The organism is Nocardia otitidiscaviarum, from assembly GCF_007362295.1.
Lineage (GTDB): Bacteria > Actinomycetota > Actinomycetes > Mycobacteriales > Mycobacteriaceae > Nocardia > Nocardia otitidiscaviarum.
This window is the reverse complement of the sequence record NZ_CP041695.1, coordinates 4846198-4862814: the sequence shown is the minus strand read 5'-3', so window position 1 is coordinate 4862814 and position 16617 is coordinate 4846198. Positions and strand designations below refer to the sequence as shown.

The following is a 16617-nucleotide window of genomic DNA, read 5'->3' as shown; positions in this document are numbered from 1 at the left end:
CTGCTCGCCACCGGCAGCGCCGCGCTGCACGGCATCCTGGACACCCTGTGGACCGGCTCGTTCGGCGGCTGAATCTGACGTCGAATTAGTCGACTTCGAAAGCCGACCTCGGGATCCGCAGCCCCGAGGTCGGCTTTTCGCGTTTCCGGCTATTTGTCGAACGATCCACTCGCGGAGCCGCTGGCCGAGCCGCTGCCCAGGATGCAGAGCGGATTGTTCACCATCGCGGCCTGCGCCGAACCGGAGGACGAGCCGGTGATTCCGGAGTCGACCGGCGGCGTATCGGGCACCGGGGCGGACGGGTCGCCCGAACCGCCCGACAGCATCGACGTGCCGTCGAGATTCCCGGGCGCGGGGATGTCGAGCAGGTCCAGCACGGTCGGCGTGATGTCGGCCAGCGTGTAGCCGTTGTACTCGGCGCCGGCCGCGAAGCCCGCGCCGCGCGCGATGACGAAACTGGCCGTCTCGTACGCGCTCTGCCCGCCGTGCCCGCCGTCCGGTGTGTGGCCGTGGTCGGTGGTGACCAGGATCGTCCACCGTTCGTCGGGATGCGCCGCGGCGCGGGCGTCCACCGCCGCCGTGATCTTGCCGACCAGGGCGTCCGCCCGGCCGATGGCGTCGCGGTACGCCTGCGGCCAGATGCCGCGCAGCGTATGGCCCACGATGTCCACCTGATCCAGGTGGGTGAACACCAGATCCGTGCCGTCCTCGACGGCGGAGACCACGCCCGCGGTCGCGTTCGCGTCGGCCGTCGTCTCGCAGATGCCCGCACCGGTCGGATCCAGCTGCGTGACCTCCACCCGGTCGGCCCTCGGGTCGCCGGTGCGCGCGATCATGCCGATCGTGTCCCAGGTTCCGATGGATGCCGTGGACAGGTGTGGCCGGGTCCGCTCCACCTGGGTGAACACCGTCGGGTACGACGCGAAAGGTGTTGGGTTGCAGGTGGATCCATTGTCCTGGATGCCGTGTTTGGTATCCCACAAGCCGGTCAGCGCGGTCGCCCAGGACACGCACGACATGGTGGTGTGCGGGGCGATGGAGGTGCGGGCGAGGGTGCCCTCGGCGGCCAGGCGGCCCAGATTCGGGGCGTTCGCGGCGCGCACCTCACTCCACAGCGTGCCGTCGATGCCGATGACGACGACCTTGTTCGCGGTCGGGGCGGCCGTGGCCGGGGCCGCCGCGGCGAGGGGGAGGGCGGCCAGTGCGGCCGCCGCCAGCAATCTGCGAGACATGCGCGGCACCGTAGCCGCGTAGAGCGTCCGGCGCGCATTGAATCTGGACAATTGACCTATAAAGTCCCGCTCAGTGGGAAGTCCCCGCTCGCCGTAGTGAAGGCACCCGCCTACCAGGCGGTAAGGCCACCCGAAATCGCGCCCATTAAGCTGGGCCGCGAAAATGCCGACCCCATTCCTCCAGGAGTACCCCCAGTGAGCCAAGCAGGCCGTCCTGTAGTTCTGATCGCCGACAAGCTCGCCCAGTCGACCGTCGACGCGCTCGGTGACGGCGTCGAGGTTCGCTGGGTCGACGGACCCAACCGGGCCGAGCTGCTCGCCGCCGTTCCCGAGGCCGACGCGCTGCTGGTGCGCTCCGCCACCACCGTCGACGCCGAGGTGCTCGAGGCCGGCAAGAAGCTGCAGATCGTCGCCCGCGCGGGCGTGGGCCTCGACAATGTCGACGTCCCGGCCGCCACCGAGCGCGGTGTCATGGTGGTCAACGCGCCGACCTCCAATATCCACACCGCCGCCGAGCACGCGGTCACCCTGCTGCTGGCCGCCGCCCGCCAGATCCCGGCCGCCGACGCCACCCTGCGTGAGCACACCTGGCAGCGCAGCAAGTTCAACGGTGTCGAGATTCTCGGCAAGACCGTCGGCGTCATCGGCCTGGGCCGGATCGGGCAGCTGTTCGCGCAGCGCCTCGCGGCCTTCGAGACCAAGATCATCGCGTACGACCCCTACACCTCCCCGGCCCGGGCCGCGCAGCTCGGCATCGAACTGGTGAGCCTGGACGAGGTGCTCGAGCGCGCCGACTTCATCTCCATCCACCTGCCCAAGACGCCCGAGACCAAGGGCATGCTCAATGCCGAGACGATCGCCAAGACCAAGAAGGGCGTCATCATCGTCAACGCCGCCCGCGGCGGTCTGATCGACGAGCAGGCCCTGGCCGACGCCATCACCTCCGGCCACGTGCGCGCCGCCGGTATCGACGTGTTCGAGACCGAGCCGTGCACCGACAGCCCGCTGTTCAACCTGCCGCAGGTCGTCGTGACCCCGCACCTGGGCGCCTCCACCGCCGAGGCGCAGGATCGCGCCGGCACCGATGTCGCCAAGTCCGTGCAGCTCGCCCTCGCCGGGGAGTTCGTGCCGGGCGCGGTCAATGTCACCGGCGGCTCGGTGACCGACAATGTCGCCCCGTGGCTGGAGATCGTGCGCAAGCAGGGTGCGCTGCTCGGCGCGCTCGCCGACGAGCTGCCGGTCAGCCTGGAGGTGCAGGTGCGCGGCGAGCTGGCCGCCGATGACGTTGCGGTGCTGGAGCTCTCGGCCCTGCGCGGGGTGTTCTCGGCGCTCATCGAAGACGCGGTCACCTTCGTCAACGCGCCGTCGCTGGCCAAGGACCGTGGCCTGGAGGCCTCGGTCACCACCCACACCGAGAGCCCGACCCACCGCAGCCTGGTCGACCTGCGCGCCGTCTTCGGCGACGGCCGCACCCTGAATGTGGCGGGCACCCTGACCGAGCCGCAGCAGGTGCAGAAGATCGTCAACATCAACGGCCGCAACTACGACATGCGCGCCGAGGGCCTCAACCTGGCCGTCCTCAACTACGAGGACCGTCCGGGTCAGCTGGGCCGCCTGGCCGGCAAGCTGGGCGAGGCCGGGATCGACATCCTCGCCGCGCAGCTCACCCAGGACCTCGACAAGGAGGGCGCGACCGTCGTGCTGCGCGTCAACCAGGAGGTTCCGGCCGAGGTGCAGGCGTCCATCGCCGAGGCCGTCGGCGCGGCCAAGGTCGCACAGGTCGACCTGAGCTGAGCGCCGGGTAGCCGAGACGCCCGAAAGTCCTTGCTGCCGAGCCCCCTTCCGCGAGTCTGGAGGGGGCTCGGCGCGTTCCGGGTGCCGTCAGGGCCTCGAAATCTCATAGATTGGGACGTTGGCTACCTCACCTGCTGCGGCCTCATCCCATTGATTGAGATGCGGTTGCCCTGGTGCGGGTGGGCGAGCGGATACCCGCTATCGTGGCCGTAACTCACGGGCGTCATATCCGAACGGAGCAATGTTCATGAAACTCGCTGTCATCCCGGGCGACGGTATCGGTCCCGAGGTCATCGCCGAGGCCCTCAAGGTGCTCGACGTGGTGGTGCCCGGTGTCGAGAAGACCGAATACGACCTGGGAGCCAAGCGGTTCCATGCGACCGGCGAGATCCTGCCGGACTCCGTGCTGCCCGAGCTGAAGCAGCACGACGCCATTCTGCTCGGTGCGATCGGCGACCCGTCGGTGCCCAGCGGCGTGCTCGAGCGCGGACTGCTGCTGCGCACCCGGTTCGAACTCGATCACCACGTGAACCTGCGCCCGTCCAAGCTCTACCCCGGCGTCACCTCGCCGCTGTCGGCCAACCCGGAGATCGACTTCGTCGTCGTGCGGGAGGGCACCGAGGGCCCGTACACCGGCACCGGCGGCGCGATCCGGGTGAACACCCCGCACGAGGTGGCCACCGAGGTCTCCACCAACACCCGCTTCGGCATCGAGCGCGTGGTGCGCTACGCCTTCGAGAAGGCCAAGCAGCGCCGCCAGCATCTCACCCTGGTGCACAAGAACAATGTGCTCACCTACGCCGGTTCGCTGTGGCAGCGCACCGTCGACGAGGTCGCCCTCGATTACCCCGATATCCAACTGGCGTACCAGCACATCGACGCCGCGACCATCCACATGGTCACCGATCCGGGCCGCTTCGACGTGATCGTCACCGACAACCTGTTCGGCGACATCATCACCGACCTGGCCGCCGCCGTCTCCGGCGGTATCGGCCTGGCCGCCTCCGGCAATATCGACGCCTCCGGCGCCAACCCGTCCATGTTCGAGCCGGTGCACGGCAGCGCCCCCGATATCGCGGGCCAGTCCAAGGCCGACCCCACCGCCGCCATCCTCTCGGTCTCCCTGCTGCTCGCCCACCTCGGCGACGCCGAGGCGTCCGCTCGCATCGAGGCCGCCGTCGCCAAGGACCTCGCCGCCCGCACCGCCCCGGCCTCCACGGTCGAGATCGGCGACCGCATCGCCGCCTCGGTGTAGGTTGAGCCGTAAACCCGAAACGCCCGTGCTGGAAGACCTTTCCGGCGCGGGCGTTTCGGTTGTCCGGGGGTGATGTGCGCGGCGCGTGTCACCATCGTGGATGTGTTCGACCTCTGGTCACATCAGCCGCTTTCGTGTACTGACGTCACGGGAGTCACTGTGGGGCTCCGGGTTTCGGGTCGGTGGGGACCAATGGGACCGCCGCTACGGCGATTACGGCGGCCAGCAGGTAGGCGGCGGGGAAGCCCGCGACCGTGATGAGGGCGCCGAAGGTGGGGGCCAGGGCCGCCGAGGCCAGGTTCTGGCCGGTGTTCTGGATGCCCAAACCGCGTCCGCTCCAATACGGTCCGGCGATCTCGGCCACGGCGGTGAAGGCGAGGCCATTGTCCGAGACGGTGATGACCGAGGCGGCGAACATGATCGGAATGGCCAGCCACCACCATTCCAGCCAGGCCGTGACGGCCAGGGCTGCCATGGAGATCACGGCCGCGACGGCCACCGTGCGCAGCGGCCGCAGGCGGCTGCCGACCCGGTCGGACCAGATGCCCGCGCCGATGCGGCCGCCCGCGCCCAGCAGTTGGGTGGCGGTGACCACCGCCCCGGCCACCGGCACCGACCAGCCGATATCGCGGTGCAGCCACAGCAGGGCGAAGGTCCACAGCGCCGCCTGCGGGATGACCAGCAGCACCGAGACGATATGGATCCGCCACAGGGTGGCGTCACCGCGGTACGGATTGGCCGGGCGGCCGTGTGCGCCTGTGGGTTCCGGGCGCGGCGGGTCGATGATGCCGAAGAGGCAGCCGATCGCGGCCAAGCCCGCCATCACGGCCGGAACCAGGATAGCGGTCGAGAACCCGTGCGCCGCAGCGACGGTGGGGATGCTCAACGCGCCGATGCCCACCCCCAGCGGCTGGGCCGTCTGCCGGATGCCCATGGCCAGGCCGCGGCGCCGCGGCGGGAACCAACCCACGATCACCCGCCCGCTCGCGCCATTGGTGCTGGCCGCGCCCATGCCGCCCAGGAACAGCAGCGCGCCGAGCGCGGCGTAATCGGTGACCGTGGCCGCCGCCACACCCGCGACCAGCATCAACGCCGGTCCGGCCACCAGGACCCGGTGTTCGCCGATCCGGTCCACCACGTAGCCCCAGCCGATCAGCGTGCACACCAGGCCCACCGTGGGCATGGACACCAGCAGGCCGGCCGTGGCCAGCGACAGTCCCCGGTCGGTCAGGGCGGGCAGCAGGAACGGGGTGCCGTGCACGAAGACCGCGCTGGCGGCCTGCGCGAAGACGCCGAGCGCGAGCATGGACCACCGTTTCGACGTGCCGATCTGGGTCACGGTGGCCATGGCCATCACCTCGCGTCTCAATATATGGGATAAATGTCTTACTTTGTGGACATCGTCGCTCACGGTACACCCGTGGCGCAAGTCGATTCCAGTGGCGAGCTGTCTGTTTGCTCACACCGGCGCGGCGGCTCGACGGCCCTGTCGCTTTCCGTCGAGTTGTGTTGCGTTACGGTCGTTTTCACATCCGCCGCGACGGGTGCCGGGGAGGGTGGCTCGGCCGCTGCGCGGCCGTCGTGTTCCGGGCGTCCGAGGTTCGTGGCCGCCCTTGGCCGGGCACGTTCGGGCAGGTGGAAGCCGGTCGATAGACTGCGACCCATGCGCCTAGGTCGAGTTGCCAGCCCCGATGGGGTCGCTTTCGTCAGCATCGAAGGAGACGACGGCGACACCGTCGCCCGCGAAATCGCCGAACACCCGTTCGGTACACCGACGTTCACCGGCCGCAGCTGGCCGCTGGCCGACGTGCGGCTGCTCGCGCCCATCCTGCCGAGCAAGGTGATCTGCATCGGCAAGAACTACGCGGCCCACGCCGAGGAGATGGGCGGCCCGGCCCCGGCCGATCCGGTCATCTTCATGAAGCCGAATACCTCGGTGATCGGCCCCAACCTGCCGATCATCCTGCCGCCCAGCTCTTCTCAGGTGGATTACGAGGGTGAACTGGCCATCGTCATCGGTGGTGCCTTCAAGAACGTCCCGGCCGCCAAGGCTCACTCGGCGATTCTGGGCTATACCGTCGCCAATGACGTCACCGCCCGCGACCAGCAGCGTCACGACGGCCAGTGGACCCGGGCCAAGGGCTACGACACCTTCTGCCCGCTGGGGCCGTGGATCGAAACCTCGGTGGACCCATCGGATCTGGAGATCGTCACCGAACTCGACGGCGAGGTGAAGCAGCGCAGCCGTACTTCGCTACTGCTGCACGACATCCCGAAGCTGATCGAATGGGTGTCCACCGTGATGACGCTGCTGCCCGGCGATGTCATCCTCACCGGCACGCCGGAGGGCGTGGGGCCGATGCGGGAGGGGCAGAGCGTGTCCGTGACCGTCGAGGGCATCGGCACCCTCACCAATCCCGTTGCCACCAAACGCTGATCGAGAGAAGAGCTGATGTCACACCCTCACTCCCCGCCCGCCGGGTCCGACGTCCGGGTCCGGTTCTGCCCGTCGCCCACCGGTACGCCGCACGTCGGCCTGGTCCGCACCGCCCTGTTCAACTGGGCCTATGCCCGGCACACCGGCGGTACCTTCGTCTTCCGCATCGAGGACACCGATGCCGCACGCGATTCCGAGGAGAGCTACCAGGCGATTCTCGACGCCCTGCGCTGGCTCGGCCTCACCTGGGACGAGGGGCCGGAGGTCGGCGGGCCCTACGGCCCGTACCGGCAGTCGCAGCGCAGGGACATCCACTTGGACGTGGTGCGCCGGTTGCTGGAGGCGGGGGAGGCGTACGAATCCTTCTCCACCCCTGAGGAAGTGGAGGCCCGGCACAGGGCCGCGGGTCGCGACCCGAAACTGGGCTACGACAACTACGACCGCGATCTGACCCCCGAGCGGATCGCCACCTACAAGGCCGAGGGCCGCCCCGCCGTCATCCGGCTGCGGATGCCCGACCACGACCTCACCTGGACCGATCTGGTGCGCGGGGAGACCACCTTCAAGGCGGGTGTGGTCCCGGACTTCGCCCTCACCCGCGGCACCGGCGATCCGCTCTACACGCTGGTGAACCCGGTCGACGACGCCATGATGCGGATCACCCACGTCCTGCGCGGCGAGGATCTGCTGTCGTCCACGCCGCGGCAGTTGGCGCTGTACGCGGCGCTGCGGCGGATCGGGGTCGCCGAGTTCACCCCGGAGTTCGGCCATCTGCCCTTCGTGATGGGGCAGGGGAACAAGAAGCTGTCGAAGCGTGACCCGGAGTCGAATCTCTTCCATCACCGCGACCGCGGGTTCATTCCGGAGGGTTTGCTGAATTATCTGGCGCTGCTCGGCTGGAGCATCGCCGATGATCATGACGTCTTCTCCATGGCGGAGATGGTGGCGGCGTTCGATATTTCGAAAGTGAATTCGAATCCGGCGCGTTTCGACCAGAAGAAGGCCGATGCGATCAACGCCGAACATATTCGTTTGCTGGAACCGGGTGACTTTGCTCACCGGCTGCGCGCTTACCTCACCGAACACGGGCATATCGGCGCGGAGGTGGACGACAAGCTGTTCGCCATAGCGGCCGATCTCGTGCAGACCCGGATCGTGGTGCTCGGCGATGCGTGGGATCTATTGAAGTTCCTTTTCGTCCCGGCCGACGAGTTCACCGTCGACGAGGCCGCCGCGCAAAAGAATCTCGGCCCCGACGCCGTTCCGGTGCTGGAAGCGGCCATTTCCGCGCTGGACGGTGTTTCGGAGTGGACGGCGGCGCCGATCGAGGAGGCGCTCAAGGGGGCGCTCATCGACGGGCTCGGCCTCAAGCCGCGCAAGGCGTTCGCACCCGTGCGGGTGGCGGTCACCGGATCGCACATCAGTCCGCCGCTGTACGAGTCCCTGGAGCTGCTCGGCCGGGAGACCGCCATGGCCCGGTTGCGTGCCGCGCTGGTCGCCAGCGGCCCGAAATGACCGGAAACAGGGGGTCTGACCAGCCGATTTGTAGTTGACCGGGTGGCGTTTGGTAATCTCTTTCTCGGCCGGAAGCGAGGTCGAGAGCCCCACAAGGGAGCGACCGAACGCCCAGGTCATTGGGGTATGGTGTAATTGGCAACACAGCTGATTCTGGTTCAGCCATTCTAGGTTCGAGTCCTGGTACCCCAGCGGAGCTTTCCGGAGCTCTCGGTTGCCTCGCAGCCAATCCTGGTCCCGTCGTCTAGCGGCCTAGGACGCCGCCCTCTCAAGGCGGTAGCGCGGGTTCAAATCCCGTCGGGACTACAAGGAAAGGCCCCCAACCTCGGATTGGGGGCCTTTCACTGTTTTCGCCGGGTTCGCGCGAGGCGTGCCGAACGAGATTCTCAGTCCAAGGCTTTCGCGGTTGAACCGCCCAACGGCATCGCGGGCATGCCGAGTTTGCGGTGATCCCAGCTGCGCACCCGTTCGGGCACCACGCGCACGGCCACGCGCTTGTTCAGCATCTGCTCCACGAACGGCTTCATATCCTCGCTGTAGGGGCCGGTGTAGCGCTCCCACACGCTGACGCCGACCCGGAACAGCGCCTCGGGATCGTCGACGATTTCGGCCCGCCCCTCGATGGACACACCGCGTAGCTGGTCATAGGTGTCACCGGCCTCGACCAGCACGGTGACGCGCGGATCGCGGCGCAGATTGACGGCTTTCTGCGACTTCGCCTTGGTTTCGAACCACAGGTGGCCGTCGATCAGGCCGTACCACATGGCGGTGAGGTGCGGCGTGCCCGTGGGGCCGAGCGTGGCCAGGGTGGCGATGCGGCTGCGTTCGAGGAAATCGGTGATCTCCTGGTCGGTCATCACGATCGCGGCGCGTTGATTAACTCCCATGCGGAGACTGTACTTTACGGCGTATGAGGCAGGTCACACCGCTCGCCGGAAGTGAGCGCTGCGACCCGTGATCTCCGAGGGGCGGCTGTGGGCGCTGTGGCGGCTGTGGGGCCGCGGACGGTCCCGCGGCCCCATCGGCCACCCGAACGCCCGTCAGAGGCGCTTGTGGAGGGCCTCGGCGGCGGCCACCAGATCGGCGGCCCAGCGCGCCCCCGGGCGGCGGCCCATCCGGTCAATGGGTCCGGATACCGAGACGGCGGCGACCACCGCGCCGGCGGCGTCGCGCACGGGGGCCGACACGCTCGCCACCCCGGCCGCGCGTTCGGCGGCGCTCTGCGCCCAGCCGCGGCGGCGGACCTCGGCCAGCGCGCGCTCACCGAAGACGGCGTCTGCCAGCACGGTGCGCTGGAGGTCGGTGTCGGCCCAGGCGAGCAGCACCTTGGCGGCCGAACCCGCGGTGAGCGGCATGCGCGCCCCGATCGGCACGGTGTCGCGCAGGCCCGCGGCCGGTTCCATGGCCGCCACGCAGACGCGGGCATTGCCGTCGCGGCGATAGAGCTGCACACTCTCGCCGGTGATCTCGCGCAGGCGCGGCAGGATGGTGGCGGCCGCGTCGAGCAGGGGGTCGCTGGCGGTGGTGGCCAGCTCCGACAGCGCGGGTCCGGGTCGCCACAGGCCCTGGTTGTCGCGGGCCAGCATCCGGTGCACCTCCAGGCCCACGGCCAGCCGGTGCGCGGTGGCGCGGGGCAGGCCGGTGCGGGTGCACAGCTCGTTGAGGCCGCAGGGTTGCTCGGCGACGGCGGCCAGCACCGCCATGGCTTTGTCGAGCACCCCGATACCGCTATGCTGTCTCATAGAACGATATTAGCGTCTCGTATGTTGGGAATCGCAACTCGACTCCCCGACGGCCCGCGAGCCGCTACGACCGCGCCACCAGCCCGGGCGCGGCGATGTCTATCGAAAGGTGATGGAGATATGGCCCACCGGCCACGCACTCTGGCGGAGAAGGTCTGGGAGCAGCACGTCGTCGTCCGCGGCGCGGGCGAGGGCGATCAGCGCGAACCCGACCTCATCTACATCGACCTGCACCTGGTCCACGAGGTGACCAGTCCGCAGGCGTTCGACGGCCTCCGGCAGGCGGGCCGCCCGGTGCGCCGCCCGGATCTCACCATCGCCACCGAGGACCACAACGTCCCGACCGTCGACATCGACAAGCCGATCGCCGATCCGGTGTCGCGCACCCAGGTGGAGACGCTGCGCCGCAACTGCGAGGAATTCGGCATCCGGCTGCACCCGATGGGTGATCTGGACCAGGGCATCGTGCACGTGGTCGGCCCGCAGTTGGGACTGACCCAGCCGGGAACGACCGTGGTGTGCGGTGATTCGCACACCTCCACGCACGGCGCGTTCGGCGCGCTGGCCATGGGTATCGGCACCTCCGAGGTGGAACATGTGCTGGCGACCCAGACATTGTCGCTGCGGCCGTTCAAGACCATGGCCATCAATATCGACGGCCAGTTGCCGCCGGGCGTGACCTCCAAGGACGTGATCCTCGCGGTCATCGCGCAGATCGGCACCGGCGGCGGGCAGGGCTATGTGCTGGAGTACCGCGGCGAGGCGGTGCGCTCCATGTCCATGGAGGCCCGGATGACCATGTGCAACATGTCGATCGAGGCCGGTGCCCGGGCGGGTATGGTCGCTCCCGACGAGGTGACCTACGAATTCCTGAAGGGCCGCCCGCACGCGCCGCAGGGTGCGGACTGGGACGCCGCCGTGGCGGCCTGGGAGGCCCTGAAGACCGACGAGGGCGCGGTTTTCGACGCCGAGGTGCATATCGACGCGTCGGCGCTGACGCCTTTCGTCACGTGGGGCACCAATCCGGGTCAGGGCGCGCCGTTGGGCGCCACCGTGCCGGTTCCGGCCGAGATCGCCGACGAGACCGAGCGTGAGGCGGCCGAGAAGGCGCTGCGCTACATGGATCTGACCCCGGGGATGCCGCTGCGCGAGGTCGGCGTCGACACCGTTTTCGTGGGTTCGTGCACCAATGGCCGCATCGAGGATCTGCGCGCGGTCGCAGAAGTTCTGAAGGGCCGCACGGTCGCGGCGGGTGTGCGGATGCTGATCGTCCCGGGTTCCATGCGGGTGCGGGCGCAGGCGGAAAAGGAGGGGCTGGGCGAGATTTTCACCGCCGCCGGCGCGGAATGGCGCCAGGCCGGGTGTTCGATGTGCCTGGGCATGAATCCCGACCAGCTGTCGCCCGGTCAGCGCTGTGCCTCCACCTCGAACCGCAATTTCGAGGGCCGCCAGGGCAAGGGCGGCCGCACGCATCTGGTCTCGCCGCTGGTCGCGGCGGCCACCGCGGTGCGCGGAACCCTGTCCTCACCGGCCGATCTGAACTGATCCGGCATCGATTCGGCCCTTTCTCACCAGACTTCAGGAGTAAACGATGGAAGCGTTCAAGGTTCACAAGGGGATCGGTGTTCCGCTGCGCCGGTCCAACGTCGACACCGACCAGATCATCCCGGCCGTGTATCTGAAGCGCGTCACCCGAACGGGATTCGAGGACGGCCTGTTCGCGGCCTGGCGAACGGATCCGCACTTCATTCTGAACACCGAGCCTTACAAGCGGGGTAGTGTCCTGGTCGCCGGTCCGGATTTCGGTACCGGATCCTCACGAGAGCACGCGGTTTGGGCGCTCATGGACTACGGCTTCCGGGTCGTGATCTCCTCGCGCTTCGCCGACATCTTCCGGGGCAACGCCGGCAAGGGCGGTCTGGTGGCCGCTCGAATGTCACAGAACGATGTCGAATTGCTCTGGAAGTTGCTCGAGGAACAGCCCGGTCTGGAATTGGTGACCGACCTCGAGGCGCGCACGGTGTCGGCGGGAACCGTTGTGTTGCCGTTCGATATTGATGACTACACCAGGTGGCGCCTGCTCGAAGGGCTGGACGACATCGGTCTCACTCTGCGTCGCTGCGACGAGATCGACGCCTACGAAAAGGCAAGGCCAGCTTGGAAACCGACGACGATTCCGGCCCATATTTCGCAGACGTAATCATTGGGAACCGTTAGCTGAACCCTCCCAAACCAGGTTGCTGGGCGTGTGCCACGCCACATGAATTTTGGCGTGGCACATAGACTCTTGCCCAATGAAGGTTTAACGTGGTACCTAGTCGGTCCGACGACGGGCCATTTAGTCTGCGGAGGATTCAATGAACAAGGCGGAACTGATCGATGTTCTGACCGAGAAGTTGGGTACTGACAGGCGCACGGCTACTGCGGCAGTGGAGCAGATGGTCGACACCATCGTGCGCGCTGTGAACAAAGGCCAGAGCGTCACCATCACCGGATTCGGTGTCTTCGAACAGCGTAAGCGGGCCGCTCGCGTCGCCCGTAACCCGCGCACCGGCGAAACCGTCAAGGTGAAGCCGACTTCGGTTCCCGCGTTCCGTCCGGGCGCGCAGTTCAAGGCGATCATCGCGGGTAAGCAGAAGATCGCGGCGAGCGGCCCGGCCGTGAAACGCGGTGTGGCCGCCCCGGTGTCGGGCAAGGCGGCGGGCGCCAGGAAGACGACCGCCAAGAAGACGACCGCCAAGAAGACGGCCAAGAAGGCCGCCGCGAAGAAGACCACCGCCACCAAGGCCCCGGCCAAGACCACGGCGAAGAAGGCCGCGTCGAAGGCCCCGGCCAAGAAGGCGGCGGCCAAGAAGACCGTGGCCAAGAAGACCACGGCCAAGAAGACGGCCGCGAAGAAGGCCCCGGCCGCCAAGAAGACGACGGCAAAGAAGACCACTGCCAAGGCAACTGCGGCGAAGAAGACCACGGCCAAGAAGACGGCCGCGAAGAAGGCGCCCGCGAAGAAGACCGCCGCCAAGCGCACCGCCCGTCGCTGACGGGGGTAGCGTCCAGCGGAGGCACTGCGCTACGCAGTGGGACGACATATGCGAAACGGCCCGGCCATCGGCCCGGGCCGTTTCGCATGTCAGGGGCCGGATTCGCCTGCCGGGGCGGGGAATCGGGCCGGTCGGGGGCAGATCGCCCCGTCAGAGGCCGGATCGGCCTGTCGGAGCGGGGTTTTGGACCGGTACGCCGCCTGCGCGGTGAAATGCGCTAGCGCTGATGCGAAATGGGCCTGTGACGGTGCGAAATGGTGCCGGTGTGCCGGAATGGAACGGTTGTGACGGCGGAAATGGTCTCGGGTGGAATGGTCGGATGACCGTATAAATGGAGATCGTATCTCCGCCCGTCGAATACGCCGCTGACGGCGCTGCATCCGCCAGCGGCACACCAAAATTGGTCTAACGTCCGATATCGATCGTGAGGGCGCGGTCGAGGTGGTCGGCGGCCACCAGGCGACCCCGACGCAGTGACAACACCCATACGCTGCCCTTGCGATTGCGGGCGGGCGGCAAACCCACGCCGTCGCGGGCCGCCCAGCGGTCGAGCAGATCCGGAATCACCTTGCCCTGGCTGCAGATGACCGGAACGGTGTCCTCCGAAACCAGTTCCACGGCCCGCCGCAGCGCCGCATCGGGTGCCTGTGCGTACCCGGCCTCGGAGAACAATGGCTCCCGGACGATATCGACGCCCAGTTTCTCGGCCAGCGGGGCCACGGTCTGCACGCAGCGCAGCGGTGGGGCCGAGTGGATTTCGTCGGCGCCGAAGGCGAGCAGATTCGGCACCAGCGCCGCGGCCTGGGCGCGCCCCGCCTTCTCGAGCGGCCGCTCGTCGTCCGGGCCGGAGAAGCGCTCCTTGCGCCCGGCCTTGGCGTGCCGCACCACCAGCAGGGTGGCGGTATCGGCCGGTAACCGCAGGAAGCTGCGCACGACGGTGCGATCCATCGGATAGGACAGCTGGTCCATCAGACCGTCGATGTGCTGCCACTGCAGCTCGTCCACCTCGGAATTGGCCGAGAACGCCCCGTCGACCACCTCGGCCGCCCAGTAGTACACCCGCTTGAGCTTGCGATGCCCCGGGATCGGGTAGGTCACATGCCCCAGATAGCGGCCCAGCCGGCACTGGAGGCCGGTCTCCTCGGCCACCTCGCGCACGGCGGTGACCATCGGCGTCTCACCGGGATCCAGCTTGCCCTTGGGCAGCGACCAGTCGTTGTACTTGGGCCGGTGCACGACGGCGATCTCCAGCCCGCCCGAGCGGTCGTGACGCCACAGCACGGCGCCGGCGGCGAGGATATTGGGTGTCACGCGGGGATCGTTGATCCCGTTGCCGTTCTCAGCGGTCGCGGTGCCCTCGGCCATATCGGTGCGCGCGCCGCTCACCGGCGATCCGGACGACGCAGCCGCATCAGGTGCTCCTGGTGGTCGCGCACCTGCTCACCCGCCACCGAGGTATCCGGCCGTGCCAGCCAACTGCTGTCGGATTGCAGCACCCAGCAGCGGGTGTCGGGATGCAGCGCGGAATCGAAGACCTCGCCCAGCTGCTTGGCCAGGCGCGGATCCTTCACCTGCGCCATGACCTCCACGCGCCGGTCCAGATTACGGTGCATCATATCGGCGCTGCCGATCCAGTACTCGTTCTGCGCCTGGAAGTGCAGCACCCGGGAGTGCTCCAGGTACCGGCCGAGAATCGAACGCACCTCGATGTTCTCGCTCATCCCGGGCACGCCGGGGCGCAGGCCGCAGATGCCGCGCACCACGATCTGCACCGGCACCCCCGCCTGGGAGGCGCGGTAGAGGGCGTCGATCACCTGCTCGTCGACGATGGCGTTGGCCTTCAGCCGGATTCGCGCCTGCTCACCCTGCTCGGCGAGTTCGATCTCGCGTTCGATGCGCTCGATGATCCCGGCGCGCACCCCGATCGGGGCCACCAGCAGATTGCGGTAGTTGGCCTTGCGCGAGTAACCGGTCAGCGAATTGAACAGATCGGTGAGGTCCGCACCGATCTCCGGTGCGGCCGTGAGCAATCCGACGTCCTCGTAGAGGCGCGCGGTCTTGGGGTTGTAGTTGCCGGTGCCGATATGGCAGTAGCGGCGGATGGTCGCGCCCTCGCGGCGCACCACCAGGCAGGTCTTGCAGTGCGTCTTGAGGCCGATGAGGCCGTAGACCACGTGCACACCCGCCTGCTCCAGGGCACGGGCCCACTTGATGTTGGCCTGCTCGTCGAAGCGGGCCTTGATCTCCACCAGCGCCACCACCTGCTTACCGGCCTCGGCGGCGTCGATGAGGGCGTTGACGATGGGGGAGTCACCGGAGGTGCGGTACAGCGTCTGCTTGATGGCCAGCACCTGCGGATCGGCGGCGGCCTGCTCGATGAAGCGCTGCACGCTGGTGGAGAAGGAGTCGTAGGGGTGGTGCACGAGTACGTCGCCCTCGCGCAGGGCGGCGAAAACGTTTCGCGGAGTTTCTCGTTCACCGAAGGCCGGGGGCGTGGCGGGCACGTAGGGCGCGTCCTTGAGGTGCGGGCGGTCCACCCCGTACACCTGCCACAGGCAGGACAGGTCGAGCAGGCCGGGCACCTGGATGACATCGCCGGGATCGACGTCGAGCTCGCGCAGCAGCAGATCGAGCATGTGCTCGGTCATATCGTCGGAGACCTCCAGCCGCACCGGGGATCCGAAGCGGCGGCGGGCGAGTTCGCGTTCCAGGGCCTGCAGCAGGTCCTCGTCGCGGTCCTCGTCCACCTCGAAGTCGGCGTTGCGGGTGATGCGGAACGAATGGTGTTCCACCACTTCCATTCCCGGGAACAGCAGCGGCAGATGCGCCGCGATCAGCTCCTCCATGGGCAGGAAGGCCGCCATGGCGGATCCACTGGGGGAGTTGGCGTCCCGCGCCGGGTTGGAGCGGCGCACCCGCACGAAGCGGTCCACATTGTCGGGCACCTTCACCCGGGCGAAGTGCTCGCCGCCGGTCTCCGAATCCTTCACCGTCACGGCCAGATTGAGACTGAGGCCGGAGATGTAGGGGAAGGGGTGGGCCGGATCCACCGCGAGCGGGGTGAGGACCGGGAAGACCTGGTCGGTGAAGTAGCCGGAGAGGCGTTGACGCTCGGCGTCGTCGAGGTCGGCCCAGCCGATGATGGCGATGCCCTCCTCGATCAGGGAGGGCAGCACCGAATCGAGGAAGACGCGGGCGTGCCGGTCGGCGAGTTCCTGGGCGCGGGCGGCGATCAGATCGAGCTGTTCGGTGGGGGACAGGCCGTCGGCGGAGCGGACCGAGAGACCGGTCTCGGCGCGGCGCTTCAGCCCGGCCACGCGAACCATGTAGAACTCGTCGAGATTCGAGGCGAAGATGGCGAGGAATTTGGCGCGCTCGAGCAGCGGCTGCGAGTGGTCCTCGGCCAGGGCCAGCACGCGGGCGTTGAAATCGAGCCAGCTCAGTTCCCGATTGAGGTAGCGATTCTGCGGCAACTTCGACTGGGTGGGCGGTGGGGTCGCCGCGGGCGGGGCCGCGGGTAGCTGCGGCGGTTGCTTGACGGTGTCCGTATCGCTCACACTCACGATCATTCCCTATCTGCCGAGGGGCTCGCCTGTCCGACACC

13 protein-coding genes and 2 tRNA genes are annotated in these 16617 nt (G+C 68.1%); 9 read left to right on the top strand and 6 right to left on the bottom strand.

The window, feature by feature from the left end:
- Positions 1 to 149: 149 nt before the first annotated feature.
- A complete protein-coding gene (locus FOH10_RS21780; protein WP_143982118.1) occupies positions 150 to 1232 on the bottom strand; it encodes an alkaline phosphatase family protein in 1083 nt (360 codons plus the stop codon).
- 195 nt (positions 1233 to 1427) lie between these two features.
- Between FOH10_RS21780 and serA the strand changes: the two genes are divergently transcribed.
- Positions 1428 to 3026 carry a phosphoglycerate dehydrogenase gene (gene serA / locus FOH10_RS21775; protein WP_143982117.1) on the top strand — a complete coding sequence of 533 codons (1599 nt, stop codon included), beginning with the start codon at positions 1428 to 1430 and terminating at the stop codon, positions 3024 to 3026.
- A gap of 247 nt (positions 3027 to 3273) precedes the next feature.
- Positions 3274 to 4281: a 3-isopropylmalate dehydrogenase gene (locus tag FOH10_RS21770; RefSeq protein ID WP_143982116.1), complete on the top strand. Its 1008-nt coding sequence runs from the start codon at positions 3274 to 3276 to the stop codon at positions 4279 to 4281.
- 154 nt (positions 4282 to 4435) lie between these two features.
- Here FOH10_RS21770 and FOH10_RS21765 read toward each other — a convergent pair whose 3' ends face one another.
- A complete protein-coding gene (locus FOH10_RS21765) occupies positions 4436 to 5629 on the bottom strand; it encodes an MFS transporter (RefSeq protein ID WP_143982115.1) in 1194 nt (397 codons plus the stop codon).
- Between the two features lie 315 nt (positions 5630 to 5944).
- On the opposite strand from FOH10_RS21765, the gene FOH10_RS21760 reads away from it, so the two are divergent.
- The 4 genes from FOH10_RS21760 (at position 5945) to FOH10_RS21745 (ending at position 8539) form a co-directional block, all read left to right on the top strand.
- Positions 5945 to 6718 carry a fumarylacetoacetate hydrolase family protein gene (locus tag FOH10_RS21760; protein WP_029930121.1) on the top strand — a complete coding sequence of 258 codons (774 nt, stop codon included), beginning with the start codon at positions 5945 to 5947 and terminating at the stop codon, positions 6716 to 6718.
- Between the two features lie 15 nt (positions 6719 to 6733).
- Complete coding sequence (gene gltX, locus FOH10_RS21755) at positions 6734 to 8233, top strand: glutamate--tRNA ligase (RefSeq protein WP_143982114.1); 1500 nt, start codon at positions 6734 to 6736, stop codon at positions 8231 to 8233.
- Positions 8234 to 8353: 120 nt separating this feature from the next.
- A tRNA-Gln gene (locus FOH10_RS21750) sits at positions 8354 to 8425 on the top strand.
- A 41-nt stretch (positions 8426 to 8466) separates the two neighbouring features.
- Positions 8467 to 8539, top strand: a tRNA-Glu gene (locus FOH10_RS21745).
- Positions 8540 to 8619: 80 nt separating this feature from the next.
- Here FOH10_RS21745 and FOH10_RS21740 read toward each other — a convergent pair.
- Both FOH10_RS21740 and FOH10_RS21735 read right to left on the bottom strand, forming a co-directional pair.
- Positions 8620 to 9120 (bottom strand): pyridoxamine 5'-phosphate oxidase family protein, encoded by a 501-nt coding sequence (locus FOH10_RS21740; RefSeq protein ID WP_039816176.1) that lies wholly within the window; start codon positions 9118 to 9120, stop codon positions 8620 to 8622.
- 153 nt (positions 9121 to 9273) lie between these two features.
- The gene (locus FOH10_RS21735) at positions 9274 to 9975 is read right to left on the bottom strand and encodes an IclR family transcriptional regulator (protein WP_029930118.1); all 702 of its coding nucleotides are present in this window, start codon (positions 9973 to 9975) and stop codon (positions 9274 to 9276) included.
- Positions 9976 to 10095: 120 nt separating this feature from the next.
- Between FOH10_RS21735 and leuC the strand changes: the two genes are divergently transcribed.
- The 3 genes from leuC to FOH10_RS21720 all read left to right on the top strand — a co-directional run bounded on the left by leuC (position 10096) and on the right by FOH10_RS21720 (position 13013).
- Complete coding sequence (leuC, locus tag FOH10_RS21730) at positions 10096 to 11520, top strand: 3-isopropylmalate dehydratase large subunit (RefSeq protein WP_143982113.1); 1425 nt, start codon at positions 10096 to 10098, stop codon at positions 11518 to 11520.
- Positions 11521 to 11566: 46 nt separating this feature from the next.
- The gene (gene leuD, locus FOH10_RS21725; RefSeq protein WP_029930116.1) at positions 11567 to 12175 is read left to right on the top strand and encodes a 3-isopropylmalate dehydratase small subunit; all 609 of its coding nucleotides are present in this window, start codon (positions 11567 to 11569) and stop codon (positions 12173 to 12175) included.
- Positions 12176 to 12332: 157 nt separating this feature from the next.
- Positions 12333 to 13013 carry an HU family DNA-binding protein gene (locus FOH10_RS21720; RefSeq protein ID WP_143982112.1) on the top strand — a complete coding sequence of 227 codons (681 nt, stop codon included), beginning with the start codon at positions 12333 to 12335 and terminating at the stop codon, positions 13011 to 13013.
- A gap of 405 nt (positions 13014 to 13418) precedes the next feature.
- Here FOH10_RS21720 and FOH10_RS21715 read toward each other — a convergent pair whose 3' ends face one another.
- Both FOH10_RS21715 and FOH10_RS21710 read right to left on the bottom strand, forming a co-directional pair.
- Positions 13419 to 14378, bottom strand: coding sequence for an NUDIX hydrolase (locus tag FOH10_RS21715; RefSeq protein WP_143984247.1), 960 nt, complete (start codon positions 14376 to 14378; stop codon positions 13419 to 13421).
- 17 nt (positions 14379 to 14395) lie between these two features.
- Positions 14396 to 16582 (bottom strand): RNA degradosome polyphosphate kinase, encoded by a 2187-nt coding sequence (locus tag FOH10_RS21710; protein WP_039816174.1) that lies wholly within the window; start codon positions 16580 to 16582, stop codon positions 14396 to 14398.
- Positions 16583 to 16617 lie beyond the last annotated feature (35 nt).